Below are 26,678 nucleotides of genomic sequence, written 5' to 3' on the forward strand. Positions count from 1 at the left end.
GGCGGTCCTGATGCGCTTCATCAAACTGATGTACGCGTAATCGCCGCAGGCCTGGAGGGCCGTGCCGGCGAGAGGCCAGACCGGCGAGAGGCCAGCTACGCCAGCCAGTTTGGCAAGGCCTAACAAGTGGCCACTACACGGGGCCGGTACCGTTACAGGTGCCGGTCCCGTTGCATGGAGCGGCGGCTTCACGCGCTTTGGCCAAGAAGGGCTTGCAGCAGGCCGGGGCGCCCACCGGCTTATCTAAGGGATGCTCTGAGGCCCGCCAGGGCCGAACGCATCCCGTGATAAGTCCGGTGGGGCCCCGACCGTACGTCAGCCCCTCCTCGTCCAAATACTCGTCCAAAACCCACCCCAGGCGAACCGCCCGTGCATTACTGGTGCACCCCGCAGACATGTGCCGCCAAACCCGCTCAGTCTGGATACAATAGGGGGAGCTGTACGCGCACGAAAGGGTACTCATGGCAAACGATTCGAAGACATGGCGTTGCGGTAAGTTCGAGCTCAAGTTCGATCGACCCCGCATCATGGGTGTTCTCAACGTCACGCCCGATAGTTTTAGCGACGGCGGCGAGCACTTTGACGCCGACGCCGCCATTGCATACGGCCTGCAGATGCTGGACGAGGGCGCCGACATCATCGATGTTGGCGGGGAGTCCACGCGTCCGGGCTTTACTCCGGTGAGTGCGGACGAGGAGGCTCGTCGCGTGCTGCCGGTGGTGCGCGCGCTGGCGCAGAAGGGCGCCATCGTATCGATCGACACGCGTCACGTTGACGTGGCCAAGGCCGCGGTGCGCGTGGGCGCCTCGATTGTGAACGACGTCACCGGTTTTACCGATCCCAAGATGGTGGAGTTTGTTAAGGGCAGCAACTGCGGCGTGATCGTCATGCACGCGGGCGAGCCCACGGAGGAGGCTCCCAAGAGGCATACCGCGGTGCAGCTGGACACCAGCGCCGCCGCGTTTGTGGCCGAGAAGGCCCGCGCCGCCGCTGCCGCTGCTGAGGCTGAGGCCGCGGCAAAGGCCGCCAAGGCCGCGAAGGGTCGTCGCCCCGGCTTGAAGCTGGGCGGCCTGGTTCAGCCGCAGCTTCCCTTTGGCGACTTGCCCAATGGCAGCGAGGCTGCCGAGCAGGAGGCTGCTGCCAAGGCCGCCGCGCTGGCAGCCGCCGAGGCCGAGAAGAAGGCCGCCGAGGCCGAAGCCGCTGCCAAGGCCGCCGAGGAAGAGGCCCGTGCCGTGCCCGCTAACGACGAGCTCGCCGCCATCATGGCCCGCAGCGCCCGCCGCGATGCCGCCACGGGGTCGACATCCCAGCTGCGCCGCTTCACCCTGCCGGATTCCGCGCCCATTATGCGCCGCGTTATGGGCTTCCTTTCTGACCAGGCCCGTGCGCTGGTTCACGCCGGCGTGGCCCGCGAGCGCATCTGCATCGACCCCGGCGCGGGTTTTGGCAAAGACGCGAACGAGGACATTGTTATCCAGCGCGAGACCGCCAAGCTGGCTTCGCTGGGCTATCCGCTGCTGTGTGCCGTGAGCCGCAAGCGCTTTGTTGGCGCGGTCTCCGGCGTGGGCGATGTACACGAGCGCGACGCCGCCACCTACGGCGTGTGCCTGGGCGCCATCCAGCTAGGCGCCAACATTGTCCGCGTGCATGACGTGCGCGGCTTCTCGCAGTTCCTGAACGGCTTTTGGGCCATCGCCCGCCCGCAGCCCCGCCGTGCCTTTGTGGCCCTGGGTTCCAACCTGGGCAAGCGCGCGGAGAACATCCGCGCAGCCAAGGCCCTGATCGCGGAGATCCCCATGACCTGCGTTAGCAGCTGCTCGCGCATTTACGAGAGCGAGCCTGCCTACGAGAACCGCCAGGACCCGTTCGCCAACGCGGTGATTGAGATCAAGACCGAGCTGGCCCCGCTGATCTTGCTGGACGAGCTGATGAAGATCGAGAACACCATGGGACGCAACCGTACCAAGAGCGCCCGCCCCAACGGTCCGCGCATCATCGATTTGGACCTGCTGTGGATGGACGGCGAGGTGCACGGCGGCGACAAGCTGCGCCTGCCCCACCCGTACCTTGGCGAGCGCGACTTTGTGCTGGTGCCGCTCGAGGACCTTATGCATGACCCTGCGCGCTTCTTCCGCTACGAGGGCGTGGACGTGAAGGAGCCCGAGGACCGCGTGGGACACGTGGTTGGCGAGCTGGGCTCGCTGTAGGCGTCGCGGGTGCTGCCGCGGGCGGCGTGGCGGCGCGGGCGACGTGGGTGCCGTGGCGGCGCGGGCGACGTTTCGGGCGTTGGCTTGATGTGCTGATGCGGGGCGGCTCGACGGGTTCGGGTCGCCCTGATTTGTTGGACGGGGATAGCCCTCCGGAAAGGTTGGTGTGCTGTGGCCGAGGTCGACCAGCTGTGCTGCGAGCTTGAGCTTACGCCCAAGGTGAAGATGATGGAGTTTATCGCCCTGCCGCAGGTGTGCGCCATGGGTGTGGTCGAGTGCCTGCGCCAGCTGGGCCTGGGCGAGCAGGTGGGCATTGGCTGGCCTGCGGACCTGGTGGCGCGCCGCGAGCATCCCGCGGTGCCGGGTGGCGCCAAGCCGCGCGAGGCCATGAGCGCGGATACCTCGTCCTTTGACTTTGACCTGTTTATGGGCAAGGTGGGCGTGCATGCCCACGCGGGCGAAAACGGGCCGGCTGCGAGCGTGACCGTGACGGTCGACATGCCTGTGCTCGAGGGGGCGGCTGCTCGCTGCGGTGCTGCGTTGCCCGCGCGCGAGGAGTTGCGCCGCGCCCTTGCCGCCGCCGTTGAAGCCAAGGTGGACCAGTGGGCGCAGATGCTGGCGACCCGCCCCAGCCCCGGGCCCATGGCTCCTGTGCTTTCCGACTACTTTGACATGGTGCCGCTGCTGGGCCACCAGGTTGCCGCACTGTCTCCCAACGGGCTGCCCATGGCGATCGGCGCGTTCTCCGGCCTGGATATTTGGGGTCGCGCGTGCGTGACGGCGGCCGACGGCTCCGAGAAGGAGCTGCCCTGCGAGGCCGTGATCATTCGAGCCGTGTAGCGTTGGGCTATGCGCCTAGTGCGCGGATGGGGATGACGTAGACGCCGTCACTGCGGCGATAAGCCACCTCGCCCATGCCCGTAATCACTGCGAGGAACGATGGCTTGCGTACCTGCGACTTATCATTGCCGCAAACTTTGTTGGACAGCCTTATGAGGTTGGCGGCTGCTTGATCCGCCTTTTCAAGACTCACCTTGATTTCGAACGCGGCCCATCGTCCATCTGCGCGCTCTACAATCGCATCGGCTTCGAGGCCGGAATCATCATGGTAATAGCGCACGGGGTTTGAGACCGCGTAGTCAAGCGCGCGTGCGTAGACGTCCAAGTCGCGCATGACAAGATTCTCGAAGACCAGGCCAAACGTTTGCCAGTCTTGCAGCAGCGCGTCCGGAGAGAGGCCCAGCAGTGCCGCGGCGAGCGAGGGGTCAGCAAAGTAGCGCTTGGGTTTGACGCGCATGCGCTTGGGGGAGCGCGACGCCGGCACCCAGCCGGGGACCTCATCGATAAGGTACGTGCTGCGGAGGACGTCGACGCATTGGGACACCGCCTTACGATCGCCTTCCGTTGCCATGTCCTCGGATTCATATGCGTAAACGTCGCGGACAAGCGTGTCCACTTTGGTTGATTGTCCTACATTGCGCGCGATGGAGGCGGCGGCGCGGCGCGTGAGCTCCTCATTGCCGCCAAGCTGGGGAACACTTTGCGTGAATACGGATTCCAGGTATTCGCGAACAACTATCTGCGCATTGGCCGCGGTCTGCAGACGTTCTTCTGGCCAGCCTCCGCGAACGGCCACGCGAGCAAGGTCCTCAATGCCGGAGTCACACGCGCACGGCGTGAACTCGTCTTCGAACAGGCCTGCCAAACTGACCTTTGCGTTGGATTCGCCGGTTTCTGCAAGCGTCATGGGATGCATGCGAACGCGACCGATGCGCCCCGCACCGCTGTGTGCTTTTGACATGTTGCGCGGGGTTGATGAACCCGTGAGAATCCAAGCGCCCTTTTCTCCGCCAAGGTCATCGACCGCATGGCGCACGGTGTCCCAGACTACGGGCACACGCTGCCATTCATCGATGACGTGGGGGCGGTCGCCGGCGAGCACATAGGACGGGTCGGCAGAGGCGATCTGCAGGTTTGACCCGCGATCCACGTAGAGCACCGACGAGCCATGGGCTAGGGACGACCATGTTTTGCCGCACCATTTGGTGCCCGACACCTCAACGGCTCCAAACAGGTTGAGATATGCCTCTATTTGGGTGTCGACAATGCGGGGTTGATATGCTGCGGGGCATGTTGTTCGATGTGTTTGAGAAGTGGCCATGCGCTGCCTTTCGCGTCCGTGCTTTGCCAAACATTATACAAGGTAGATATACCCACATTCCAGAATCCGAATGTATGGTGTACCAAAATCCGAATGATTCCAATACCAAAATCCGAATGATTTGGGTATCAAAATCCGAATGTGAGCTGCTGCTTCAAGCTGCGGGCTGGCGGCTGTGCGGGCTGGAGACCCGGTGGGCGCAGCGTGAAAGCCACCCCTGCGGTTTTTTAGCCGGTGATCTTGTACCTTCTGTTTCTGCTGCTCGCCGATGACGTGGGCAGCACCTCGCCCATATCGATGAGGTTTCGAATGCGGTTGCGCACTTGGTTGACGTTCATGCCGGTGAGATCCTGCAGTTGCTGCGTGCTTAGCCCCTCATATTCGATGAGGCAGTCCTTGATGTACTGCTCGCCCAGCTTGGCGCTTATTCGCCGTGTACCGGGGATTGGCTTCTGGTCCACGTTATCGATGCCTTCGATTTTTGGGTTCATGCTTGCGCCCGGCCTGTGCAGAATAACCTTGAACTGGTCGAGTCCCGGGCGGAAATGAGCACCGCACCGGGCCTTTTCATGCTGATATGCCTTGCTGGATGCGTGGTAGATGGGGAGGGCGCATGCGGTTCTTACGGATAATTGCATCGATTTTAGATTTAGGCGAGTAGCCAGGATTTTTGGATGCCATTTCCGCAGGCAATGGCTAACCCACCATTCTGGTGTACAAAGGAAAACTCAGAATTGATGCAATTATCCTCAAGAACTGCGCAAGGGAGGGCTATGCCTGCAGCCTGCGGCAGATCTCGCAGATGCCCTTGAGCGTGAGCTGCTGGTCGATCACGTCGAACACGTTGGTGCAGGCCGCGACCAGCCCGGCGAGGCCGCCGGTGGCGATAGCGTGGGCGCCCGGCTCGCCCAGCTCATCTTTAATACGCGCGACCAGGCCTTCTGCCATGGCGGCGGCCCCTACCACGGTGCCGCTGCGAACCGCCTCGACGGTGTTGCGGCCAATGGTGTGCTGCGGAGCCTCGAGTGAGATGCTGGAGAGTTTCGCCGCGCGCGCGGTGAGGGCGTCCATGGAGATGCGGATGCCGGGGGCGATGGCGCCGCCGATGTAGTAGCCGCGCGGGTCAACCACGTCCACGTTGGTGGCAGTGCCAAAGTCCACCACAATAGCGGGCGCGCCGTAGAGGGCCTCCGCCGCCACGGCGTTGGCGATGCGGTCGGCGCCCACCTCTGCGGGGTTGGGGGCGTCTACCTTGGTGACCATCTGCGTGTCCGGGCCCACCTGGATCATGCGCACGCCCAGCTGGGCGGCCACGGCGCGCCACTCGCGCGTGAGCTGCGGAACCACGCCGGCAAAGCAGATGGTGTCCACGCAAGAAAGCGTGAGGCCGCTCATCTGGAAGTAGCCCAGCAAGCGGACCAGGATCTCGTCCTTAGTAAAGGTGCGGTCCGTGGGCATGCGCCAAGATTGGAGCAGCTGGTCTTGTTCAAAAAGGCCCAGGGCGGTCTGCGTGTTTCCCATGTCGATAGCGAGCAGCATATGTGTCTCCAGCCTGTGGCTAAGCTATGCCCGTGACCGTGAATCACGAGCGTGTGATAACGTGACTTGCAGCGCTCATTGTATACTGAGACATTGCATATACTGCCAGATAACTGCATGTGGAGAGACAATATGAACAAGTCTGCAAAGCGTCGCCTTGTGGTGGTTGGCGGCATTGTGGTCATTGCCATGCTGGTGATCGTTGCGATCGCCGGGTCGGGTGGCTCTGCCAGCTCGCTTTCTATCGCCGACGTGCTAGGCGGCAACTATGACGGCAAGAAGGTCCAGGTTTCCGGCGCCGTGGTGGCCGACTCGCTAGCCAGCGAGGGTTCCACCGCGGTGTTCAAGATCGCGCCCGAGGGCGTTGACGCGGCCGATTCCGAGCAGGCGCTTACCGTTCAATACAACGGCGCCCTGCCCGCGACCTTTGGTACCGGCGTGGTGGCCATCTGCACCGGCACTGTGGACGGTAAGACCCTTGAGGCGTCTGAGATGGTGACCAAGTGCCCGTCCAAGTACGAGAGCGCCGAGGGCTCGTTGACCGTCAAGGGACTTCTTGACCAGCAGGATTCCATGATGTTCAAGGACACCAAGGTGTGCGGCTACGTCAAGGGCGAGATCAACGACGCTCAGGCGGACTTCCGTTTCAACATCGAGTCTCAGGGTGAGACCCTAAAGGTTGTGTACGACGGCGGCCTGGACGAGGCCATCGCCGACGGCACCGCCCTGGTGATCTCCGGTCACCTGGATTCCGACGGCGTCTTTGTTGCGACCGAGCAACCGTCCATCGACTCGTCCATTAAGGCGTAACGCCATCCCATACCGTTTTGGCGCCCCGTGTCGCGTGTGCGAGCGGGGCGCATCTACGTGCATGCTAGTGTGCACGCCAACGTATTAGCAATCCCAAAGGAGATACGCGTATGATTCCAACCCTTGGCAACGGGCTGCAAGTCTTTGCGATGGTGCTGTCGCTGCTAAGCGCTGCGGTGCTGATTGGCGCCACCAAGGCTCGCGGGCTTGAGAGCGGCCGCCGCGAGTCGCTGATCAACGCCGGCTACCTTATGGTGTTTGGCACCACCATCGCCCTCACGCTGTGCATCGTCATCATCTTGGTGTGCTTTGTGACCAGCAACTTTAGCCTGGCGTACGTGGTGAGCAACTATCCCAATACGGATAGCGCACTCAAGCCCCTGTACGAGGTATCCGCCGTGTGGGCGGGTCGCCAGGGATCGCTTCTGCTGTGGACCTGGCTCATCTCCGTCTTTACCAGCGTGGTCGCATGGCGTCGCATGCGCGTGACGGACGACCTCTCCAACGCCGCCCTGGGCGTGGCACAGATCATCGTGGCTCTGTTCGCGGCGACCCTGGTGTTCTCCGAGTCCAACAATCCCTTTATGGCGACCGCGCCGGAGTTCCTCAACGCCGACGGCACCCTTGCCGGCACCATCGGCGGCATGAACCCGCTGCTGATGCATTGGGCCATGATCTTGCATCCGCCCGCGACCTTTATAGGCTACGCCGGCATGACCCTGCCGTTCGCCTACGCCATGGCGGCCCTTATTTGCGGCGACATGTCCGCACGCTGGGTCGAGCTGTGCGACCGCATCGCCGTGTTCAGCTTCATCTTCCTCACCATTGGCATGGCGCTGGGCGCCGTGTGGGCCTACGTGGTGCTGGGTTGGGGCGGCTTCTGGGCGTGGGACGCCGTGGAGAACGCGAGCCTTATGAGCTGGCTCACCGGCGTGGCCATGATCCACAGCTTCACCCTGTACCGTAAGCGCGGCTGCTTCAAGCGCTGGAGCATGTTCAGCGCCACCATCACGTTTATCTTTGTTGTTCTGGGCACCTTCATCACCCGTTCTGGCCTGGTGCAGTCCGTCCATGCCTTTGCGGAGGACCCCGTCTCCACGTATTTCTTCCTCGCCATCATGGTCGCGGCGGGCATGGCGTTCCTTATCGGCATCCTGTATCGCCACGGTCAGATCGTGGAGGACGATGAGATCGAGTCGCTGCTCTCCAAGAACGGCTCGTATTACATCACCAATCTGGTGATGTGCGTATCCGCGGTGCTGGTGGCCTACCTTACGGTCTCCAGCGCGCTGCCTACGTGGATGCCCCTGGGCGGCAGCGTGATCGCGGCGGGCGCCTTCAACGCGGTCGCCCGTCCGGTGGGAACGCTGTTCTGCCTGCTTATGGCCGTGTGCCCCATGCTTGGCTGGCGCAAGACCGATGGCGCCGCCTTCGCTCGCAACATGCGCGTGCCTGCAATCGCGGGCGCGGTGGTGTTCGCGGGGCTGATGTTCTTGTTCGTCACCAAGTTTGTCCCTGAGTACGACGCCATCGTTGCCGCGGGCGGTGCTGCCGCCACCGCGCTGACCGAGCAGGGCCCTAAGGTGTACTACTTCGCCCTCACCGTGCTCGCGTTCGCGACGGCGTCGCTGTTGCTTGCCAGCAGCGGCTACCTGCTTGTTCGTGGCGTCTCCGCCCGCATGCGCAACAAGGGCGAGAACCCCGCTGTGGCGCTAGCCCAGCTGTTCCGCCACTCGCCCGCGCAGGCCGGCGGGTATCTGACCCATCTGGGCGTCGCGGTTGTGCTGGTTGGCCTGGTGGGATCTTCCATGTACGTGCAGGAGCAGACGCTTAATCTGTCCGCGGACCAGGGCCAGGGCGGCCAGGTGGGCTCCTACGTGCTCACCGTGACGGGCACGCGCGAGTACACGGATTCCGCGTCCGACATGTTTAAGGAAGTACAGCTCTCTGTGACCGATGCCGCGACCGGCCGCGAGCTGGGCACGCTTGCGCCCTCCATGGAAGTGAGCGCCACCAACTCCGGCCAGCAGACCCTGCACGCCGGCGTGCTGAGCTTTCCGCTGGAAGACCTGTTTGTGGCGTTTCAGGGCCTTAACGCGGACGGCACGCTTTCCATCAACGTGAAGATCAACCCGTTGATCATGCTCAACTGGATTGGCGCCGGCATCTCTATCGTGGGCATTATCCTGGCGTTCGCTCCGCGCCGCGCCACACCGCTGCTGGCTGCGGATGAACGCGCCGCCGCGGAGGCAGCCGCGGGCCGCGCGGGCAAAGCTGGCCGCGCGGGCAAGGCGGGCCGTAGCGGGTCCTCGTCCAAAAAGGCGAAGGGGGCGAAGCGCCGTGGCTAGCGCCGTGCCTGGTGCTGTGGCTGGGACCGGGGCCTCCGGTGGTGGCGAGTTGGCGATCGACGCGCGCGGGCTAGTGAAGCAGTTTGGGTCGCGTCGAGGCCTGGACGGCGTTGATTTTCAGCTGCCTGCGGGGGCGTTCTTGTCGATCTTTGGCCCCAACGGCGCGGGCAAGACCACGCTGCTGCGCATGCTGGCGCTGCTCTCCCGGCCAACGCGCGGGTCGCTCGCCATGCTGGGAGTCGACGCTTTGGAGGAGCCGGATGCGCTGCGCTCGCGCGTGGGGTTGATCTCGCACAAGTCCATGCTGTACGGGGATTTGACCGCGCGGGAGAACCTGGAGTTCTTCAGCTCGCTGTACCCGGGCGGGCCGGACCGTGCGCGAATCGACGAGCTGCTGCGCTTGGTTGAGCTGGACCATCGCCGCAACGACCCCGTGCGCACCTTTTCGCGCGGCATGCAGCAGAGGCTGTCCATCGCCCGTGCGCTGGTGAACGATCCCGACCTTGTGCTTTTGGACGAGCCGTACTCTGGCTTGGATCCTCACGCCGCGGAGCTGTTCGACCAGCTTATCGACCGCGTTCGCGACGGGCGCACCTTTGTGATGGTGAGCCATGACCTGCAGAAGGGCTACCAGATGTGCACCCATGCGCTCATCTTGGCCCGCGGTCAGGTGGTGGTATGCGCCGAGCGCGCGCAGATCGACGCCGCGGCGTTTCGCGACCTGTATCTGGCGACTGTTGGCGTGGGGGTGGCGTGATGGCGCGCGTGCAGAAAAAACTCGTCCAGAAAAAGCAGGCGCAAAGCAAGTTTGTTCAATACAAGGCCCTGCTCATGAAAGACGTGAGGCAGGAACTGCGCACGCGCGAGATGCTTACGTCCATGGTGGTCTACGCGCTGCTGGTATTGACCATCTACGGCGCGGCGCTGGCGCAGGTGGGCGATAAGCTGCAGGTGGTCTCCTTTGCCGGGGGCCTGCTGTGGGCGCTCATCATCTTCACCAGCTTGCTGGGGTTGAATCGCAGCTTTAGCCATGAGACGGAATCGGGCTGCCTGGAGGGCATTTTGCTGGCGCCCGTGGACCGTGCGGTGGTGTTTCTGGCCAAGGCGACCAGCAACCTGCTGTTTTTGGTCGCGGTCGAGGTTGTGGTAATCCCGCTGTTCTTCTTGTTCTTCTTGTCCGGTGCGCAGCTGGCGGCAACTACGCCCATGATCGCGCTGCCGCTGCTGGTGGGCACGGTGGGCGTGGCCGGCGTGGGCACGCTGCTCTCGACCATGACCATCGATACGCGTGGGCGCGACGTGCTGCTGGCGATTTTGTTCATTCCCGTGGCGTTTCCGCTGCTCTATGCTTGCGTCTCTGCGACTACCGTGGCGTTTATGGGGGTCGAGGGCACGTTTGGAACGTTTTGGAGCTCGTGCGGCATGGCCGCGGCGTACGACGTGATCATGATCGCGGCGGCTTGGGGCCTGTACGAGTTCGCGTTGGACGCGTAAGGGCATTACGGGTGCTGCGGGCGTGCGGGCGCGAGGACTGTTGGTGCGGTTGGCGCTCTGTTGTGCTTGGTTTGATACGGCGTTGTCCCTTTCGGGCGGCGCCGTTTTTCTAGCGCTTCTCGTCCCGGGCCTCTTCTGTTTCCGAGGCATTCGCGCTCTCATTAGAGGGCTTCTCGTCCGTAGAGTTCTCGTCCGCCGCTTTGGCTGCCGGAGGCTTAGGGAAGAGGGCGTTCCACAGGCTGGTTCGGCGCGCTTCGAAATCATCGATTTGGATATGAATGGGGCGCCCTTGGATCCGTGCCAAGCGCATCATCGCGATATGGAAGAGCTTGGGGTCTCTCAGCTCTTTGCTTGTGATGTTGACCACGCTGACGCCAAGGGCCTCGAGCTCGTTGGTTCGTCGGGAGTCTTCCTGCATCGCTTTTGCGGAGGCGTGGTGGAGCGTGCTGCCATATTCAACGTCTACTTTTCCAATCTCAAGGTACACGTCGCAACGGCGCAGGCCGCTTGTTCCGTCTACAAGGTAATCCATGTGTAGGGGGCCTCGATTGTATCCTCCCAAGCGATAGGGGAGGCGCATGACGATTGCCATCTTTGCCTCCTCGGGAGATCGGGCGTTGTCAGCGACGTACCGGAGTGCCTTGAGCGCGATGCTCGCCCCGCGGATGTGACGGTTTGCCTGGGCAAAGTTGGTGAGCTTTTCGACCGTGGTCAGCGGAGATCTAGGTGCTGCGACGGTCTTGAAGGCCGTTTTTCCCTGCTGTACCTCGTCCTCATATTCTGGATTTGGAACAATGGCGTACCAGCCGCAAAGCTCAAATCCCAACTGCAATCGTTGGATGAACGTAAGCCTGCTGCATATGGAGACGTAGAAGTGCTCTATGGAAAGCCCTGTTACGCCCGCACCGAAATCGATGAATTGCTCAACCCCTTTGGGTTCGACGTATCGATGGAACACGATATTTTTGATATGCGGCCGCTTTGCATCCTTTGGAAGAACGATATGCAGGCGGGGCGATGTGGCACCGCAGCTCCTGATTCGCTTGATTGCCGTGGGTCCGTACGTGTTGCCAGCGGGTATGGACAGCTGAGTCTCCTTTGATTGGGCAGACCCGGCTGTTCCTGGCGCGGCGAGGGCGCGAAGGCATTCAAGTTCCGTTATGTCGCTTACACAAATATCCATGCACATACCGTAGCGCATGCAAGTGGGTGGGTAGGGGGCCAGAAGAAGAAAAGTAGAACGCTGTCTTTCAAAAGTATTACAGGAATCTATCAAGCGCTGGTAGGGGCGCGAGTGCTGCGAGTTGCGCTGGGGGTTGCCCGGTTTTTTTAAGGGCGGTGGCCGGGTCCGTGCGGCTTGGTAGGGCTTGCCGCGTGGTTTTACTTGCGTTTTGGTGCGGTCCTGTCTGCGGTCTTGCCCGCGCGCTGTTTTTGGCCTCCGGTTTGACTTGGGGTCTCTGCTGAAAACAGGCTCCGTTTGCATCTGTCATCTACTTTTTGGGTCCAGTTGGACTTGACGATGCTGAAAATGCGGTCCAGTTGGACTTGGGCTCGGAAGGCCCCGAGGGGTCGTGAGAAAAAGCGCTGGATAGGAGCCCGGAGCACCAGGCCCCCGGCGGCGCCAAGTTCAACTGGAGGTCATTTTTAGCGTCGGAGGTAAACCGGAGCCCGTTTTCAGCAGAACGCCAAGTTCAACCGGAGCCCGTTTTCAGCAGTGGCCCGCGTGCGGCCGACGAGGAGCCCATACTGGGAGTGCGCGTGGACGCGAGAAGGGGCGAATAGCAGAGAAGGAGGGGTGCAAGGCCCCTCCTTCTTACGTGAAGCTATGTTCCGCGTGGCTTGAACGCGTGGTCCGGGCGCGGGGCCCGAAGTGCGTGCTAGATTAGGCCAAACTTGATCGCGCTCGAGAGTAGGGCGGCCATCATGCCGCGCGAGCAGTTGACGTCTGGTTGGATCTGGCGCTCGCCATCGACGTCGACGCCGTTGATAAGCTCTTTGTTGATGCACCAGGCGACGGACTTGCGCGCCCACGAGCTGGTCTTGTCCGCATCGGGCATGGCCTCGAACTTGGTCATGTCGACGTTTTCCACCTCGTCCTCAGAAGCGAGGATGTTGGCGAAGATGCAGCACAGTTGCTCGCGCGTAAGGGGTTGGCCAACGCCAAAGACCTCGTCCGAGAAACCATTGATGTAACCCTTGTCATACGCCCAGTTGACGCCGACGGTGTACCAGTCGTCCAGGACGTCTTTGTGAGGGGCACGGGGTGCAGAGGTGTCGCTCTTGCCCAGGTAGTTGTAGAACACGGCGGCGGCCTGCTCGCGCAGGAGGTCGTTGTTGGGACCAAAGGTGCCGGTGCCGTCGTCGTAGCCGTTCATGATGCCGCGGCGGGTGATGTCGAGCACGGCGTCGTAGAACCAGTCGCCCGGCTTGACGTCGGGGAACTGGGAAGCGTCGATGATATTTTGCAGCTCGACCAGGGCGGCCGCGACGTTGAGGGCGCCGTGGCTACCGCTCAGCTCGCTGCGGTTGTTTTCGGCGTCCACCACGGGCTCGGCGGTGGCGTAGAGGGCCTGGCACACCTGGTCAACAGTGGCGTCCGGGTTCTGGGCAAACATCAGCGCGACGGCGGCCGAGACCATGGGAGACGCCATGGACGTGCCGGTCATGCGGTTGTATTTGCCAAATTTGACGTTGCCGATGGTGGTATCGCGCAGGTAAGTGGACCAGATGGAGGCGCCGGGAGCAGAGATGTCCTTGGCCTCGTTGTAGTCAGAGAACACCACGTTGGAGCCGGTGGGGGTGAGGGCGGTAACGGCGATGCACTCCTCAAAGTCCGCGGGGTAGATGTTCTCGGTGTAGGCGGTGTCGACCTTGTTGCCGTTGCCGGCGGCGCACACGGTGGCGATGCGGTAGTCCTCGCGGGCGGTGCGGATGGTCTCTTCAAGCAGGCGGTCGTTGATGTCGCTGCCGTAGTAGCCCAGGCTCATGTTGATAACGTGCAGGTTGTCGACGGCGCCGGAGCTCACCAGCGTCATGATGTACTGGTACGCGGAGATGATCGCGGTGGTGTTGGATCTGGGCGAGGAGTCGTCGCTAAAGACCTTGACGGGCAGGATGTTCGCGTTGTACGAGCCGCCGGCGATGCCTATGGAGTTGTTGGCGGTTGCAGCGATGATGCCCGCGACGTGCGTACCGTGGCCCACGTTGTCGCCGTCACCGGTAAGGGCCTTGTTGTAGTAAGAGTCCCATGCAAGCGAGGTGAGGATGTTCGCCTTGAGGTCGTCGTGGTTCAGCATCACGCCGGAGTCCAGCACGGCGACGGTGACGTCGGCGTCTGCCTTGGCCATGTTCCATGCCTCGACAAAGTGGGACGAGTACAGGTAGTACTGGTTGGGGTCCTCGTCCGGATTAGAGTTCTTAGCCCAGGGGTCGTTGGGCATTTGGTCGACGGCCAGGGTGGACACCTCGCCGGCGGACGTCGCGGCGCGGGCGGCGTCGGTGCTTGCGGCAGAGGCCAGCGGCTCGTCGATCACGGGTTCAATCAGGTTGTACACGTAGTTAAGCTGGGCGGATTCAACGCTATCCAGCTCAAGGGCGTCTTCAAGCGCCTCCTGGTCAGAGACTCCCTGCTCTGGCTGCACTTCAAGGGCGATGTCGCCGTCGGCAGTGGTGATCTGCTGGGTCACGTCCAGGCCTGCTTGGTCAAGCTCTTGGAATGTGGACGAGGAGCCGAGCATAGAGATGTCGCCGTTTGCGCGCCCGTCGCCCAGGGACTGCAGCTCGCGTTCCGCTGTGTTTGTCAGCGTAACGATGACGCCGTCGGTCTCGGGCGAGGTGGATGCCTGGCCTGCAGCGGCTGAGGCAGCGGTTGAGGGGGCTGCGGCTGCCGCGCCGGTGCCTCCGTTGTCCGCGCGCGCGGAGAGCGGCACCAGGCCAATGCTCAGGGCGAGCGCGGCGGTCGCAAGGAGGCGGATGTGGGTGAATTGCTTCATACGGTACTCCTAAATGTGGCAAGCTCAAGGCAAGTAAAAGCAGCGTGCAATTAGGGATATTGTAGCAACATTAGACTTTTAAGCGCCCTTGCGAACAGGGATTGACGTGCGGGTGCAACCCGGCGCGACCGCACCCCGGCATGCCGCCTGCAAAGCGGGTCTTCAAAACGCTCGACACGTTTCGGTATCGCAACGCAGGACGAATCGGCTACCATAGGGAACGTTCTTATATATATGAGAGGGGAGAGATACGTGAGAGGGGAGAGAACGTTGCAATCAAAGGCAGATAGGCTCGTCCCAATGCTGCTGATACTTGGTGCGCTGCTCACCGCGGTCGACGTCGCATGGACCTTTACCCTGGCGCCGCTGGTGCAGGGCGCGGTTCTGTCCGAGCCCACCGTGATCGCGGGGCAGGTTGTCACCACCAAGCTGTTGCTGAGCCAAAAGATCTTCTATTTGCACGTGCCGGTGGCGATCGCGTCGTTTGCGATCATGTTCTTTGTGGCGTATTACGGCGTGAGGTTCTTGATGACCAAGGACCGCAAATACGACCTTCGCTCGCAGACCGCGGCGCAGGTCACGCTGGTGTTCATCATCGCCACCATGGTCTCCGGTGATCTGTGGACCCGCTTTGAGTGGGGCGTATGGTGGGTGTGGGAGCCGCGCCTTACCACGTACTTCATTTTGATGCTGCTGGTTATTGGCTACTTTATTCTGCGCAACGCCATCGAGGATCCGGAGCGCCGCGCCCGCTTCTGCGCGGTCTTTGGCATTGTGGCGTTCATCGATGCGCCCATCTCGTTCCTCATCACGCGCATGGTGCCCTCGTCGATTCACCCTGTGGTGTTCCGCACGGACAGCGGCCTGCCGCCCATGATGCTCATTCCGTTTTTGCTGGGCCTGTTTGGCATGCTCATGATCGGGTTCGCCCTGTACCGCTACGCGCTGCGCGTCCATACGGATGCCCTTGCGGTGGACGAGCTTAAAGAACAGCTGGAAGAAATGGACGCCCGCTCTACCCGCGTTGCCGCGGACGATGCCCTGGCGCGCCTGCGCGCCGCCGCCAGCTCTGTCGCCCCCGCTGTAGCCGACGCCTCGCCCGCAGCTCCCGCCGCGCCTTCCGGCTCGACTGCCGCGGTCCTTGACTCGGCGTCCGCGACCGCCAGCCCCGCCCATTCCACGTCTTTGGAGGACTAGCCATGGATTCCATCTTGTCCGAGGTCTACTCGACCGTACTGCCCGCCGCCCCCTACGTGCTGGCCGCCTACATTGGCATTTGGCTGGTTTTGTTCATCTTTGTTCTGGCGCTGTGGCGTAAATCCAAGCGAACCAGCGAAGACATCGAAGCCCTCAAACAGGCGCTCGAGGAACGCAAAGACAGTCAGCGCTAGCACTCAAGCAGCGGTTAACAACAAGCAAAGCGCCGGTCGCGCAGATCCCCGTGGGGGAGCGCGGCCGGCGCTTTTATATTAAGTGCGTGGACGATGAGCGTATCTGGACGATGAACTGCTGAGTGGAGGGTTTCCGGGCGCAAGAGCGTTTGACTAAAGCTTTTCGCCCCTCAGCGCGACTGCCGCCAGTCGCAGCCGCTACTTGGCGTTGCCGGCGGCGTCGTTTGCCGCCTTGAGCTCCTCGCCTTTCCGGTTAAGGTCCTCGATGGCGCGATCGACAAAATCGGCGAACTGCTGGATCTCCTCGTCCGAAAAATCATCAAAGCAATCAATGTCGCCGTGTCTGTCAACGCGCTCGCGTCCCGCATCCGTTATGGAAACGGAAAGCGTGTGAGCGCCGGCGCCCGTGGCTTCGCGCGTAATGTATCCGGCACGCTCGAGCTTGACCAGCATCTCGCCAAGCGATTGCGGCGTGATGCCCAGGCGCGAGCTCATGGTGCGCTGCGGCATGTCGCCGGCCTCTGCGAGCACGGAGAGCACGCGGCCCTGGCCCGTGATGGGGTTGGCTGCGATGTTGCCGGTCTGGCGGCGCAGCGCGTTGTGCCACTTCTGTATGGCTCGCTGGAGCTCCGCGAGCTTAAGGAGCAGCTCTTGGCGACTTGTTTGTTGAGTGCTCTCTGGCGTTTGCTGGGACAAGGTCGGCCTCCAGATGGATGGTTACGAATGTTGCTATTTTCTAGCAACATTATCGATAATAGCGTGGCTCGAAGCGATATGGTTTGAAAACAGGATAAAACCTGACACATTTAAGCAAATTAAGGGATATATGAAGGAAATGTAAAGACCACTCACGGGTTTTAACTCTCGCAAGATTTCTCTTGCTTTGGACGAGAAGCCTGCGTAATATACTTTCTTGCGCACACGGTGCGTCCAGACATTGCGGGGTGGAGCAGTCTGGTAGCTCGCCGGGCTCATAACCCGAAGGTCGTAGGTTCAAATCCTGCCCCCGCGACCAAGAACTTTACGCCTGAACTGGTAAAACGGTTCAGGCGTTTTCTTTTATCTGCCGTCCAAGACGGGCGACCGTGTAGGTATCCGTGTAGGTATCAGCGCAAACTATTTCTTGCCGGTAAGCAGCTAGTTTCGGGTCTTCACTGAAATCATCTCTTTGTTTTGTTGGGGACATCGCTGGGGCGGTTGGGAAGCCGAGACGATATCCGCAACGCGCGTGCTGTCGTAATAACTTGAGGAAGGAAGTTGCCTAATTGCGAGGGGAAGCCCTCATGATGCAGATGGCTAGGAGGTGCGCGGAAATAGGGGTCTTTATTCCATTGCACATTAACGGAGTAAGCCAGGCAAGACAATCCGGATCGAGACAGTAGTGTATTTCTCTGTGAGTTCGTTATGGAGATTCTAGCGGCAATTTCATCGCTCTTGTCCGGCATACGGTGGGCGTGCGTCGGTATAACACTCCCCACCAGATGTATTGATATACGTCTATCAATATGGATATTGTGGCGCGAAGCCGTCTCGGGGGGCGGCGGTGCTATCCACGTGGGGGATAGGGGTCGTTGCCATAGGAGTCACGAGCTCGAATTCTGCCATCTGGTCGATGATTGAAAATCTCGGATTTTTGATTACGTGCTATATCGCGCGCTATACGAATTGCCTCCCCTTGCGTTTTGGTCACCGCAGTCGCTCGCAAAGCTTTCTCTGCCTTAACCTGCCAATTTCCATCTGGCCGCGGGGTAACATGCTGGTTCTTGGACACCATGCTTCTCCAATCTTTTGTTGCGGGGCGGGTCGCTTCCAATCTATTCGATTTAGCTTAATCATATACATATTGTCCCAAATTGCAATCACTTGTCCCATGGTATACTTTTATCGTAAATAAGATGGGAGGTCGGTATGAAAAAACGAGACGTTGTTGAACTCATCAGATGCCATGCCGAAGGCAATGAAAAGGGTTTCCGCGATGAGTCCATACTCATCGCACGTGACTTTGCAGAATCGGGCGACCAACGCCTCGCCGAGTACATTATGGCGTTGCTATCAAATGCAAATACGCTGGCTCCTCAGTTCGATGGTCAGCCGGGTTTTCTGACCGCAGTGCCGAGCGCCACGTCGGCGCTGCCTCTTCCGGATCCGATTGCTGATGACGTTAGCGGAATCATCAACGCCCTCCGTTCGTCTGTCGGTGTCAGTAAGTTCCTCTTTTATGGACCGCCTGGCACGGGGAAGACGGAAGCAGTAAAACAGGTTGCCCGCATTCTCAATCGCGATTTGTTTATGGTGGATTTCGATGTTGTCATCGATAGCAAGCTTGGCCAGACGAGCAAGAATATCACGTCTTTGTTCAAAGAGATTTCCAGGTTCGCGCGACCGGAGCGAGTCCTCGTACTATTTGATGAAATCGATGCTCTGGCGCTTGACCGTGCAAGTAATAATGATGTGCGCGAGATGGGGCGTGCGACATCGATATTGCTTCGAGAGCTTGATCGACTTGATGACTCTATCGCGGTTTTCGCGACGACCAACCTGTACAACTCGTTTGATAAGGCCCTGTTGCGTCGCTTCGATGCGTGTATAGACTTTGGGCGCTACGCGCGTTCGGACCTCGAAGAGGTTGCCGGGTTCATCCTTGATGTGATGCTTTCGAAATACGGCAGTTCAGCGAGAGACGTGCGTACTTTCAAGAAGATTCTTTCGCTGCCAGAAACACTACCATATCCGGCGGATCTTCTGAATATCATCAAGACGAGCGTTGCTTTTTCAGAACCGGGGAGCAAATACGATTACCTGCGTCGCCTTTACCTCCAATTGGTGGAGGAGGCTTCCGCAACCCCCGAGGTGTTGAAGAGTCAGGGGTTCACGGTACGTGAGATAGAGAAGCTCACAGGCGTTTCGAAAAGTTCGGTTTCGCGTGCGTTGAATGGATAGGGCATGGGCAATAGCACACTACGGCTCCATGGAGAACTTAAGCATAGGGGAAATGACAATACGACGGTAATACCTTCGCTGCCTGCAAGCGCACGAATCACCTCTGATCGCGTCATGTTTTTGCATGATACGCTCGCCGATGTTGCGGCCTACTGGGAGCAATCGCATGCACAGCATAAACCACTTGTGGCGGTGCGCTACCAGCGCGTTGTCCCCAAGAGCGGAAGGATTCTCCGTTTGTTGAGCGAGCCGGGGATGGCCTCGTCAAACGAATCCATTGTGGGTGCGCGTTTTTACCGTAGCCCTGAGGGTAAGACTCAACACGTCATTACGCACTGCATAAGCCTTAATGCTATTCGCAAGTCGATTAGCGAGCTGGCTTCGCTCGCAAATTGCCTTGATGGGATATGTGGAGGCGAGCTCACTAACGATCGATTAAAAGAGATTAGCGAAAAAAAGCCGAGTTTCGAGGGACTTCCCTTGGCCCGGACTGCGTTTGTCAAACTCTCACTGGACGTCTGCAATGTTGAGCGATTCATGCTCAACGATGCGCCGGATGCTGTTGAGGACATGTCTCTCGTTACGCTGTTCAAGGGCGCGCTGCCAAGCAACAGGGAATTTTTGCGCTCGATCGGCATTTCGGAGTTGAACCTCACCACATACGATGATTCAACGTTTTTGCTCACGCCAGAGCAGTACAGGACGCTCTACAGTCAGGCCCCTCAGCTCATCGCGATGGCACTCAAGGATATGAATGAAATTCCGGTGGAGTCAGGGGATGAGCGGGGCTTTGGAAGAATGGAGATGCCCCTCCCCTCCAACGAGCCTTGGATTGGCGTTATCGATACTCCTTTCAATGAGGATGTATATTTTTCGGATTGGGTAAGTGCGGAGACGACGCTCCCCTCCGAGGTATTGCGCCCACAAGACTACCGGCATGGGACCTGTGTGTCGTCGATTATTGTGGACGGGCCGTCTCTTAATCCGATGCTAGATGATGGATGTGGACGTTTTCGCGTTCGCCATGTGGGTGTGGCAGCGAGCGGGCGGTTTAGCTCGTTCTCCATCATTCGAGACATCGAGCAGGCTGTAATTCGTCATCCTGAAGTGAAGGTTTGGAATCTCTCGCTAGGATCCATATTGGAGGTGCCTGAGAACTTTGTATCGCCCGAGGCGTCGGCTCTAGACAGGATTCAATCGGAATATGACGTTCTGTTTGTGATCGCGGGCACAAACGATCCAAGATGCTCCGGGGAAAAGAGGATAGGGGCTCCTGCCGACTCCATCAACTCGCTTGTGGTCAATGCGGTTCGATTCGACGGATCCCCTTGTTCCTACGCCCGCAGTGGTCCGGTTCTCTCTTTTTTTGGAAAGCCTGACGTCAGCTATTACGGTGGAGACTCTGATCAGCCGTTACAAACGTGTTGGGAACGAAGGGCCTTTCATCTGACGAAGGGCACTTCGTTTGCCGCTCCCTGGGTGGCGAGGAAGTTGGCGTATCTTATCCATATTGCTGGTTTCAGCCGTGAGGCGGCTAAGGCTCTTGTGATTGATGCTGCATGCGGATGGGGCTCTGAATCTGATTCGACAGTGATGGGCTACGGGGTCGTGCCGAAGCGCATTGAGGATATTTTGGAGACGGGCGAAGATGAGATCAAGTTCATCATCACGGGGAAATCTATGGCGTATGAGACATACACCCACAACATTCCGGTTCCCATAGATAAGGGCACACATCCGTATAAGGCGAGAGCGACACTTTGTTATTTTCCGCATTGCGAACGCAATCAGGGTGTCGACTATACGTCAACGGAACTTTCAATTTCATTTGGACGCATCAATGATGAGCACATCAAATCTATCAACCGAAATCGCCAAGATATGCCTGGCTCTTTTATCAACGAGAGGGAGGCGCGCGACCACTATCGGAAGTGGGATAACGTCAAATGCGTTTCGGAGGCGATAACACCTGGCAGTCGTGCGGTAAAGTGCTATGAGAGTGGTCTATGGGGCCTGAGCATCAAAACCAAAGAGCGTCTTGGCACTCGCTATGGGAAAGGAATCCGCTTTGCGGTCGTTGTAACACTTCACGCATTGGACGGCGTGAATCGTATCGAGGAATTTATCCAGCGCTGCTCCCTCCGCACTTGGATTGTCGAAGAGGTTTCGGTTGAAAACCAGATTGAGATTTACAATGAGGGCAATCAAGAGATTGAATGGGAATAACGGCAACGCTTAACCAGGGCAGCATTAGTTTATCGATGCCATTTTGCGCGCGAGCGAGGACGTCAGAGCGCAGTCCGTCGTTCTCGCTCGAACACGATGGCGATTGGGAAAACCGGGGAAACGGACTACGTTTTCGTTGCTGACGGCGAGGCGTAGTATGGCATAAAACCGAAAAACGATTTCACATTATTGTGGGTACCGAAGTATGCTTCTAACCACGTTGCTTTGCCAGCGCGTCTCTAAGCGCCCGAAGCACCTCGATGGCCACGGGAAGCTCGTCGGCCTCAAACGAGTCCAGAACCTCCTGCACCTCCGCCGAGAGCGCCGCCTTATCTGGTTTCGGGGCATCGGACAGAAGAGCGTCCGTGCCGACCGAAAGCTCGTCTGCTATCTTCGCCAGCACTGGCAGGCTCAACTTGGTGTTTCCGGTCTCGATGTGGCTCATGTGCGTGACGGAGATGCCGACCCTTCCCGCCAGCGCTTCCTGCGACAGCCCGCACGCCTTGCGATACCGCCGTATACGTTGGCCTATCTCGAAATACCTCATATCGTCACCGCCCATCAAAATCAAGTTTCCTTGAATCGTATGGGCGAATCATCTCAAGTATAATAGCCTGTGTAGGCTAAAGTATGCCTTTGTAGTTCAATTCTTGTTAAGCGCATCGAAGATACGCCGAACGAGGATTGGGCTGGGCGCGACGAAAGACCGAGAAGTATGGAGGGGCGGTGCTTCATGCGAGTGCCCGCAGACCCGCCTTCCGCGGACGGAGGTTGCGCCGGGCTGTCGAAGGATCATGACAAGGAGGAATGCAGACATGAAAAGGAAGATGACGGTTGTCGCGGGGGCGCTCGCCGCTGCGGTCCTCGCGGTGTCACTCGCCGGCTGCTCCGGTGGGGAGGATGTGAAAAAGGCGGAGGAGCCCGTCTCCGCTTCGCAGGCGTTCAACGCGAAGGGGGTGTGGTTCCGCTCGTCGGACGCGCCCGAGAAGGACGAGAAGGTGTCCGAGGTGTTCGTGTTCGATGGGGCGGGCAACGTCACCGTGTACAAGACCGACCTCACCTACGGGGACCTGAAAGGCAAGTCCGAAGACGAGATCGTCGACACCGCCAAGCAGCAGGACGAGGAGGTCTTCAACGCCACCCGCGATAGCAGGATGGACGAACTCAACGCCGAGATCACGAACCGCACGAGGGACAACGCCGACCCTCAAGAGGGCCTGAACATGCTGGAGGAGCAGAAGGAGCGCTACGCGGACGATCCCGAGGCCCTTGCGGCGATGCAAGCTGAGAGGGAGGAGCTCCAGGCGGAAATCAACGAGAACGATGAGGCGATTCAGAGGATGAAGGACGAAATCGCCGAGTTGGAGGCGGGCTACACCGCTCCCGAGGCTCAGCCCTTCACGCTTCGCGTGGAGACCGACGGCACGGGCAACAACGCCGAGAGCGAGGACCTCGGATACGGGACCGAGTCCATCGAGCTCACGACGCAGAGCATGGGATGGACGGTCTATGACTTCCATTTCCTCGGATACAAAGGCCTGTACACCATCATCGAGCAGGGGCATCACGGGTTCATTCTCGATACGCCCGGAACCGAAGGGGTGGAGGTCGATTAGGGATGGAGCGGCTGAAAGGATGGCTCGCCTCCCATAGGGTACAAGCGGTCGCCGCGGCGATCATCCTCGCCCTGTGCCTAGGGGCCTTCTTCGTCGGCGGGTCTTCCCCGGACGGAAAGGTGGACGCCGCAGGTTCCGATGCCTCCGTCGCCGCCTCCGGCGGGGACGGTGCCGATGCAAGAGAGGGAAGCACTTCTGTCGACGGCAAAGAAGGCGGCCCGTCTGCCGAGGCTTCCGAGGGCGAATCCTCCTCTTCCGATTCCAAATCCGGAAGCAAGGGTCCCTCCAGCCCAAACTCAGAAAATTCCAATTCTGGAAACTCCGGAAACAGCGGTTCCAACTCTGGCTCTTCCGGCAACACTGGAAGCTCTGGCGGTTCCGACAAGCCGAGCAAACCTGCTCACCAGCATTCGTGGAAACAGCACGCCGCACAGAAGTGGGTGTCCAATATGGTGACGGTTCCCGACTATGAAATCCAGAAGGTCGCTGTTGGAACTCGCTACATCTTCGCCTATGACGGTTACACCACTACGAGTGACACCGACGCTGAAAACCACGCTATGGAACTCATCTTCGCAGGTCTCCCAGACAACTACCGTATGGAAACCATCTACGAGGAGAGACAGGTTCAGGTCGGTTCCCATCGGGAAGACCACGGTCACTACGAGACCTATGTCGACTACGAATACTGCGGCTGCGGTGCAACCCGCTAATCGCAATCGTCCATACCACGGCTATGCCGTTCCCCTCACGGGGAACGGCATAGCCGTATTTTTTCAATTCTCCGCCACAGGCGGTACGGCAGATACCCGCCGGACAACCTTGCCCCGAACGTCAGCGCAGCCTCTGGCGCGCATGATTCCCACTGCCCCCGCATCTCTCGCAAAGTCATGAAGATGCCTTCGGCATCGGGAGAATGCGCGAAGGGAGGTGCTGTTCATGGGAGAAGAGAAGAAAATCGAGCACAGCATCGAAGAGGAGATGGAGTGGCGGATACAGGTGCTCAAGCGAACCGCAAGGACGTGCGCCGCGGAGGCGAAGAGGCTGGGGCGAGAAAAAGACGCCATGGCGCGGATGGATCCGCTCGGAGACAGAAAAGAGCTTGAGGAAGTCCTGCGAAGCATCGACGAGCTGATGGAATGGCGGTTTGTGGATGCGCTGGGGCGCGTCGTGCTTGATTCGGACATGCTTGCACAGGGCATCACGGCTGGGAAGCTTCGAATTATCCGCGCCTGCGTCGTGCGAGCTATAGAGGCGACGGAAGGGGGTGCAAGGTGAGCGACTTCGGGATTGGAACCTACGCCGATCTCGCGGAGACCTGCGGGGGCATGGTTCTCGCCAACGAGATGGGCAAGCGCCCATTGATGCTTGTGAGCGGCGAGCTTCTGCCATGGGACGAGGTGTTCCAGTGGTACGTCGTGCAAGACCCGAGCTTCATCATGGCGCATACCGACGAGCCGATGTTCTATGACGAAGAGCTTGGGCTGTACGTGCTCGGGGTGAGGCATTTCGGAACGGCGTGGAGCCTCGTTCCCGCCCCAGGTATTCACTAGTCATGCGTGCCTTATGGGTGCGGCGAGAAATCGCCGCACCCTTCCTTTTTTCGGGTATGTAAAACTACTGGTTGAATACGTTGAATAAATGGTTGGACGATACCGTTCGTCGATTTTGTTAAACGACTGGATGGAAACCGCTCGAACTCAAGCGATTCTTCCAACCAGTCGTTTAACAACTCCCAACCAATTGTTTCACATAACCGCAATATGGCGCTTCGAAAGGATGGTCGGGAGGCGATCGCATGAAAAACACGCTTGACGAAGAATATGAAGTGCGAAACGTTTCGTTCGAGCCGTTCGCCGCCGACGATGCAGAGGATGCCGAGCGGCTGTTCCATGAAACAGTCCACGCCGTTAATGCGCGCGACTACTCGCTGCCGCAGCTTGACGCTTGGGCGCCGTGCGAAGAGACGCAACGGCAAAAAATCATCGAGAGGCTCCGCCGGCAAGAGAGCATCGCCGCAAGGGAGTGCGGGATTCTTGTAGGCTTTGAAACCTTGTGCGAAGACGGCGTGGATATGCTGTACGTCCACAAAGATCGACAGGGTCAGGGCATTGCGCGACGCATCCTTCTGGAGTTGGAGCGCATGGCGGCCGAACGGGGCGGGGCCGACATTGTCGTGTTCGCCTCGATTACGGCCCGCCCTTTCTTCGGGAAGATGGGATATAACCTCGACTGCATGAATGCGGCGGTCAGGAATGGGGTTATTCTGGCGAACTGCCTCATGTCGAGACGGCTTGCGCCTGGTTCCGCCATGAGGAAGATCAGTGGGAATAGCGGCTCGTAAAACGACTTTGCAGAGAATGGCATGGGCGACGGCGGAAGTAGGGTGAAGTCAGGGTCGGTTGCGCGTCGGAACAGGGGTGAGTGGAGGCGAACACGCCGACGTTCGAAGCCGGGCGCCTGATTCTCGGGAGAATCGTCGAACGGAACTTGAAGGCGCCGTTTCGTGCCCTCCGAGACGGAAAGCCCGACAGGCACTTGCCATAGCCATTTCCGAAAGCATTGAAGAGACGAGGCGATTCTGCAAATATGGCATTTGATTCTAGGGAGGTTGACGGAACGGAATTTGGGACATTTTCCATATCGGCAATTCTGGGGGAATGTAATGAGCGAATTAAAACGAAATTACTATGGCAGCTTGTGTACCGAAATGTACGAAATCCTACATGAAGAAGCGCCGCAGGATGAATTGGACTTCTATCTTTCCTATGCAGAAGAGGGGAAGAAAATACTGGAACCTCTGTGTGGCAGCGGACGGTTTCTGGTTCCGTTTTTGGAACGTGGCTTTGACATCTGCGGGATGGATTCGTCAGGAGAGATGCTTGCGAAATTGAAACAGAAAGCACCGGACGCAAAAGTGGTGCAGGCGGACATCGTCAGCTATGTCGCGCAGGAGCGGTTTGATTTCATTTTCATTCCGTCTGGCTCTGTCTCCCTGTTTACAGACATGAGAATGTGCCAGCGAATTTTGCGGACGATGAAAGAATTGCTGACTCCCGGCGGGAAATTTGTGTTTGCAGTTGATACCGTCTTTAACCGATGCGAAGAGGACGATGATTACAAAGTAAATGTCACTGTGAAAACAAAAGGGGGATACGACTTAGTCCTTAAAGCGAAAAACCACTACGACGAGACAAGCCAGACGCAGTTTTCTCCGTCCATTTACGAGCTTTATCACGGAACGGAGTTGCTGCGAAGTGAAGCCATGGACTTTCAGACGCACCTGTACCGATATGGGGAGATGGACGAATATCTTCAGGGATGCGGTTTTAAGAGCGTGTCCGTCTATTCGAATTACGAGAAGGAAATAGCTGTCAACGACCGGTGCGAAATGCTTATCTATGAGTGTGGCGTATAGCGGAGTCTGCCGCCCGAGCGAGTCCGGCGGTGGCGTTCGCAAAACTTTGCGCAGGTATACGTTAAATAAATAGTTGGACGATACAGTTCGTCGATTTTGTTAAACGGCTGGCTGGAAACCGCTCGAACTCAAGCGATTCTTCCAACCGGTCATTTTGACAACTCCCAGCCGCTTATTTTTCTACCCCTTTTTTCGCGCGCTGCACCTGGCGCGGAGGTTTCGCAGCAGCGTCATGCGGGGCGGATCTCGTGCGAAAAACAGCATATGAAAACCGCCCATATGCGAGGCGATTCGAGGGCGTTTGCGCAACTTGCTGCAATCTGCGATGCGTCCAAGGCCTCGAACAGGGTTTTCTTCGCCGCCGTTTCACGGCATATATCAGGCGAATCGCCCCGCCCCTCTCCGCTGTACGCTCCGAGGGGCAAGGGGCAAAAAGGGCATAAGGGGGGCTGGCGCAGCTTGCGCTGTGGTCGGCATAGCCGACAGCCCCCATGCCCTTATGCCAGCGTGCTCGGAAAAGAACGGACGGGCATCGA

At 59.3% G+C, this 26,678-nt stretch carries 24 protein-coding genes and 1 tRNA gene; 17 read left to right on the plus strand and 8 right to left on the minus strand.

Annotated elements, in window-relative coordinates; all coding sequences use genetic code 11:
* Positions 1 to 461 precede the first annotated feature (461 nt).
* Together folP and B3H65_RS09025 are read left to right on the plus strand one after the other, a co-directional pair.
* Positions 462 to 2,207 carry a dihydropteroate synthase gene (gene folP, locus B3H65_RS09020; protein ID WP_009141079.1) on the plus strand — a complete coding sequence of 582 codons (1,746 nt, stop codon included), beginning with the start codon at positions 462 to 464 and terminating at the stop codon, positions 2,205 to 2,207.
* A 171-nt stretch (positions 2,208 to 2,378) separates the two neighbouring features.
* Positions 2,379 to 3,047: a hypothetical protein gene (locus B3H65_RS09025; protein WP_009141080.1), complete on the plus strand. Its 669-nt coding sequence runs from the start codon at positions 2,379 to 2,381 to the stop codon at positions 3,045 to 3,047.
* Positions 3,048 to 3,054: 7 nt separating this feature from the next.
* Here B3H65_RS09025 and B3H65_RS09030 read toward each other — a convergent pair whose 3' ends face one another.
* From B3H65_RS09030 to B3H65_RS09040, 3 genes are all read right to left on the minus strand, one after another.
* Positions 3,055 to 4,368 (minus strand): ATP-binding protein, encoded by a 1,314-nt coding sequence (locus B3H65_RS09030; protein ID WP_286684980.1) that lies wholly within the window; start codon positions 4,366 to 4,368, stop codon positions 3,055 to 3,057.
* A 227-nt stretch (positions 4,369 to 4,595) separates the two neighbouring features.
* Positions 4,596 to 4,859: a hypothetical protein gene (locus B3H65_RS09035; protein ID WP_286684981.1), complete on the minus strand. Its 264-nt coding sequence runs from the start codon at positions 4,857 to 4,859 to the stop codon at positions 4,596 to 4,598.
* A 280-nt stretch (positions 4,860 to 5,139) separates the two neighbouring features.
* The gene (locus B3H65_RS09040; protein WP_286684982.1) at positions 5,140 to 5,907 is read right to left on the minus strand and encodes a type III pantothenate kinase; all 768 of its coding nucleotides are present in this window, start codon (positions 5,905 to 5,907) and stop codon (positions 5,140 to 5,142) included.
* 132 nt (positions 5,908 to 6,039) lie between these two features.
* Between B3H65_RS09040 and B3H65_RS09045 the strand changes: the two genes are divergently transcribed.
* The 4 genes from B3H65_RS09045 (at position 6,040) to B3H65_RS09060 (ending at position 10,559) form a co-directional block, all read left to right on the plus strand.
* Positions 6,040 to 6,717: a cytochrome c maturation protein CcmE gene (locus tag B3H65_RS09045; protein ID WP_286684983.1), complete on the plus strand. Its 678-nt coding sequence runs from the start codon at positions 6,040 to 6,042 to the stop codon at positions 6,715 to 6,717.
* A 110-nt stretch (positions 6,718 to 6,827) separates the two neighbouring features.
* Complete coding sequence (locus B3H65_RS09050; protein WP_286684984.1) at positions 6,828 to 9,065, plus strand: heme lyase CcmF/NrfE family subunit; 2,238 nt, start codon at positions 6,828 to 6,830, stop codon at positions 9,063 to 9,065.
* Entirely contained in the window at positions 9,058 to 9,822 is a 765-nt protein-coding gene (locus B3H65_RS09055) for an ABC transporter ATP-binding protein (RefSeq protein ID WP_286684985.1), read from the plus strand. The genes B3H65_RS09050 and B3H65_RS09055 overlap by 8 nt, the downstream gene beginning before the upstream one ends.
* Positions 9,822 to 10,559, plus strand: a complete 738-nt coding sequence (locus B3H65_RS09060) for a heme exporter protein CcmB (RefSeq protein ID WP_009141087.1) — start codon at positions 9,822 to 9,824, stop codon at positions 10,557 to 10,559. Before B3H65_RS09055 ends, B3H65_RS09060 begins: the two co-directional genes overlap by 1 nt.
* A 109-nt stretch (positions 10,560 to 10,668) precedes the next feature.
* Here B3H65_RS09060 and B3H65_RS09065 read toward each other — a convergent pair whose 3' ends face one another.
* Both B3H65_RS09065 and B3H65_RS09070 read right to left on the minus strand, forming a co-directional pair.
* Positions 10,669 to 11,385, minus strand: coding sequence for a hypothetical protein (locus B3H65_RS09065; protein ID WP_286684986.1), 717 nt, complete (start codon positions 11,383 to 11,385; stop codon positions 10,669 to 10,671).
* Between the two features lie 1,051 nt (positions 11,386 to 12,436).
* Positions 12,437 to 14,551 carry a S8 family peptidase gene (locus B3H65_RS09070; RefSeq protein ID WP_286684987.1) on the minus strand — a complete coding sequence of 705 codons (2,115 nt, stop codon included), beginning with the start codon at positions 14,549 to 14,551 and terminating at the stop codon, positions 12,437 to 12,439.
* A gap of 300 nt (positions 14,552 to 14,851) precedes the next feature.
* On the opposite strand from B3H65_RS09070, the gene ccsA reads away from it, so the two are divergent.
* Together ccsA and B3H65_RS09080 are read left to right on the plus strand one after the other, a co-directional pair.
* A complete protein-coding gene (ccsA, locus tag B3H65_RS09075; protein WP_286684988.1) occupies positions 14,852 to 15,748 on the plus strand; it encodes a cytochrome c biogenesis protein in 897 nt (298 codons plus the stop codon).
* 2 nt (positions 15,749 to 15,750) lie between these two features.
* Positions 15,751 to 15,942, plus strand: coding sequence for a hypothetical protein (locus tag B3H65_RS09080; RefSeq protein ID WP_286684989.1), 192 nt, complete (start codon positions 15,751 to 15,753; stop codon positions 15,940 to 15,942).
* A 198-nt stretch (positions 15,943 to 16,140) separates the two neighbouring features.
* Here B3H65_RS09080 and B3H65_RS09085 read toward each other — a convergent pair whose 3' ends face one another.
* On the minus strand, positions 16,141 to 16,638 hold the full coding sequence (locus B3H65_RS09085; RefSeq protein ID WP_286684990.1) for a MarR family winged helix-turn-helix transcriptional regulator: 498 nt from the start codon (positions 16,636 to 16,638) through the stop codon (positions 16,141 to 16,143).
* A 242-nt stretch (positions 16,639 to 16,880) separates the two neighbouring features.
* Here B3H65_RS09085 and B3H65_RS09090 point away from each other — a divergent pair.
* A tRNA-Met gene (locus tag B3H65_RS09090) sits at positions 16,881 to 16,957 on the plus strand.
* Between the two features lie 531 nt (positions 16,958 to 17,488).
* On the opposite strand, the gene B3H65_RS10465 is transcribed toward B3H65_RS09090, so the two are convergent.
* Positions 17,489 to 17,716 carry a DUF2188 domain-containing protein gene (locus tag B3H65_RS10465; protein ID WP_349675996.1) on the minus strand — a complete coding sequence of 76 codons (228 nt, stop codon included), beginning with the start codon at positions 17,714 to 17,716 and terminating at the stop codon, positions 17,489 to 17,491.
* A gap of 134 nt (positions 17,717 to 17,850) precedes the next feature.
* Between B3H65_RS10465 and B3H65_RS09095 the strand changes: the two genes are divergently transcribed.
* Positions 17,851 to 18,882 carry an AAA family ATPase gene (locus B3H65_RS09095; protein ID WP_286684991.1) on the plus strand — a complete coding sequence of 344 codons (1,032 nt, stop codon included), beginning with the start codon at positions 17,851 to 17,853 and terminating at the stop codon, positions 18,880 to 18,882.
* 3 nt (positions 18,883 to 18,885) lie between these two features.
* Positions 18,886 to 21,108, plus strand: coding sequence for a S8 family peptidase (locus B3H65_RS09100; protein ID WP_286684992.1), 2,223 nt, complete (start codon positions 18,886 to 18,888; stop codon positions 21,106 to 21,108).
* A 211-nt stretch (positions 21,109 to 21,319) separates the two neighbouring features.
* Here B3H65_RS09100 and B3H65_RS09105 read toward each other — a convergent pair whose 3' ends face one another.
* Positions 21,320 to 21,670, minus strand: a complete 351-nt coding sequence (locus tag B3H65_RS09105; RefSeq protein ID WP_286684993.1) for a helix-turn-helix domain-containing protein — start codon at positions 21,668 to 21,670, stop codon at positions 21,320 to 21,322.
* 253 nt (positions 21,671 to 21,923) lie between these two features.
* On the opposite strand from B3H65_RS09105, the gene B3H65_RS09110 reads away from it, so the two are divergent.
* The 6 genes from B3H65_RS09110 (at position 21,924) to B3H65_RS09135 (ending at position 26,142) form a co-directional block, all read left to right on the plus strand.
* Positions 21,924 to 22,724 (plus strand): hypothetical protein, encoded by an 801-nt coding sequence (locus tag B3H65_RS09110; protein ID WP_286684994.1) that lies wholly within the window; start codon positions 21,924 to 21,926, stop codon positions 22,722 to 22,724.
* Between the two features lie 2 nt (positions 22,725 to 22,726).
* Positions 22,727 to 23,437: a hypothetical protein gene (locus B3H65_RS09115; RefSeq protein WP_286684995.1), complete on the plus strand. Its 711-nt coding sequence runs from the start codon at positions 22,727 to 22,729 to the stop codon at positions 23,435 to 23,437.
* Between the two features lie 226 nt (positions 23,438 to 23,663).
* A complete protein-coding gene (locus B3H65_RS09120) occupies positions 23,664 to 24,002 on the plus strand; it encodes a cAMP-binding protein (protein ID WP_286684996.1) in 339 nt (112 codons plus the stop codon).
* Positions 23,999 to 24,277 (plus strand): hypothetical protein, encoded by a 279-nt coding sequence (locus B3H65_RS09125; RefSeq protein WP_286684997.1) that lies wholly within the window; start codon positions 23,999 to 24,001, stop codon positions 24,275 to 24,277. Before B3H65_RS09120 ends, B3H65_RS09125 begins: the two co-directional genes overlap by 4 nt.
* A gap of 245 nt (positions 24,278 to 24,522) precedes the next feature.
* A complete protein-coding gene (locus B3H65_RS09130; protein WP_286684998.1) occupies positions 24,523 to 25,068 on the plus strand; it encodes a GNAT family N-acetyltransferase in 546 nt (181 codons plus the stop codon).
* A 321-nt stretch (positions 25,069 to 25,389) separates the two neighbouring features.
* On the plus strand, positions 25,390 to 26,142 hold the full coding sequence (locus tag B3H65_RS09135; RefSeq protein WP_286684999.1) for a class I SAM-dependent methyltransferase: 753 nt from the start codon (positions 25,390 to 25,392) through the stop codon (positions 26,140 to 26,142).
* Positions 26,143 to 26,678: the final 536 nt, after the last annotated feature.

It is taken from the genome of Collinsella sp. UBA1693 (assembly GCF_002320115.1).
GTDB lineage: Bacteria > Actinomycetota > Coriobacteriia > Coriobacteriales > Coriobacteriaceae > Collinsella > Collinsella tanakaei.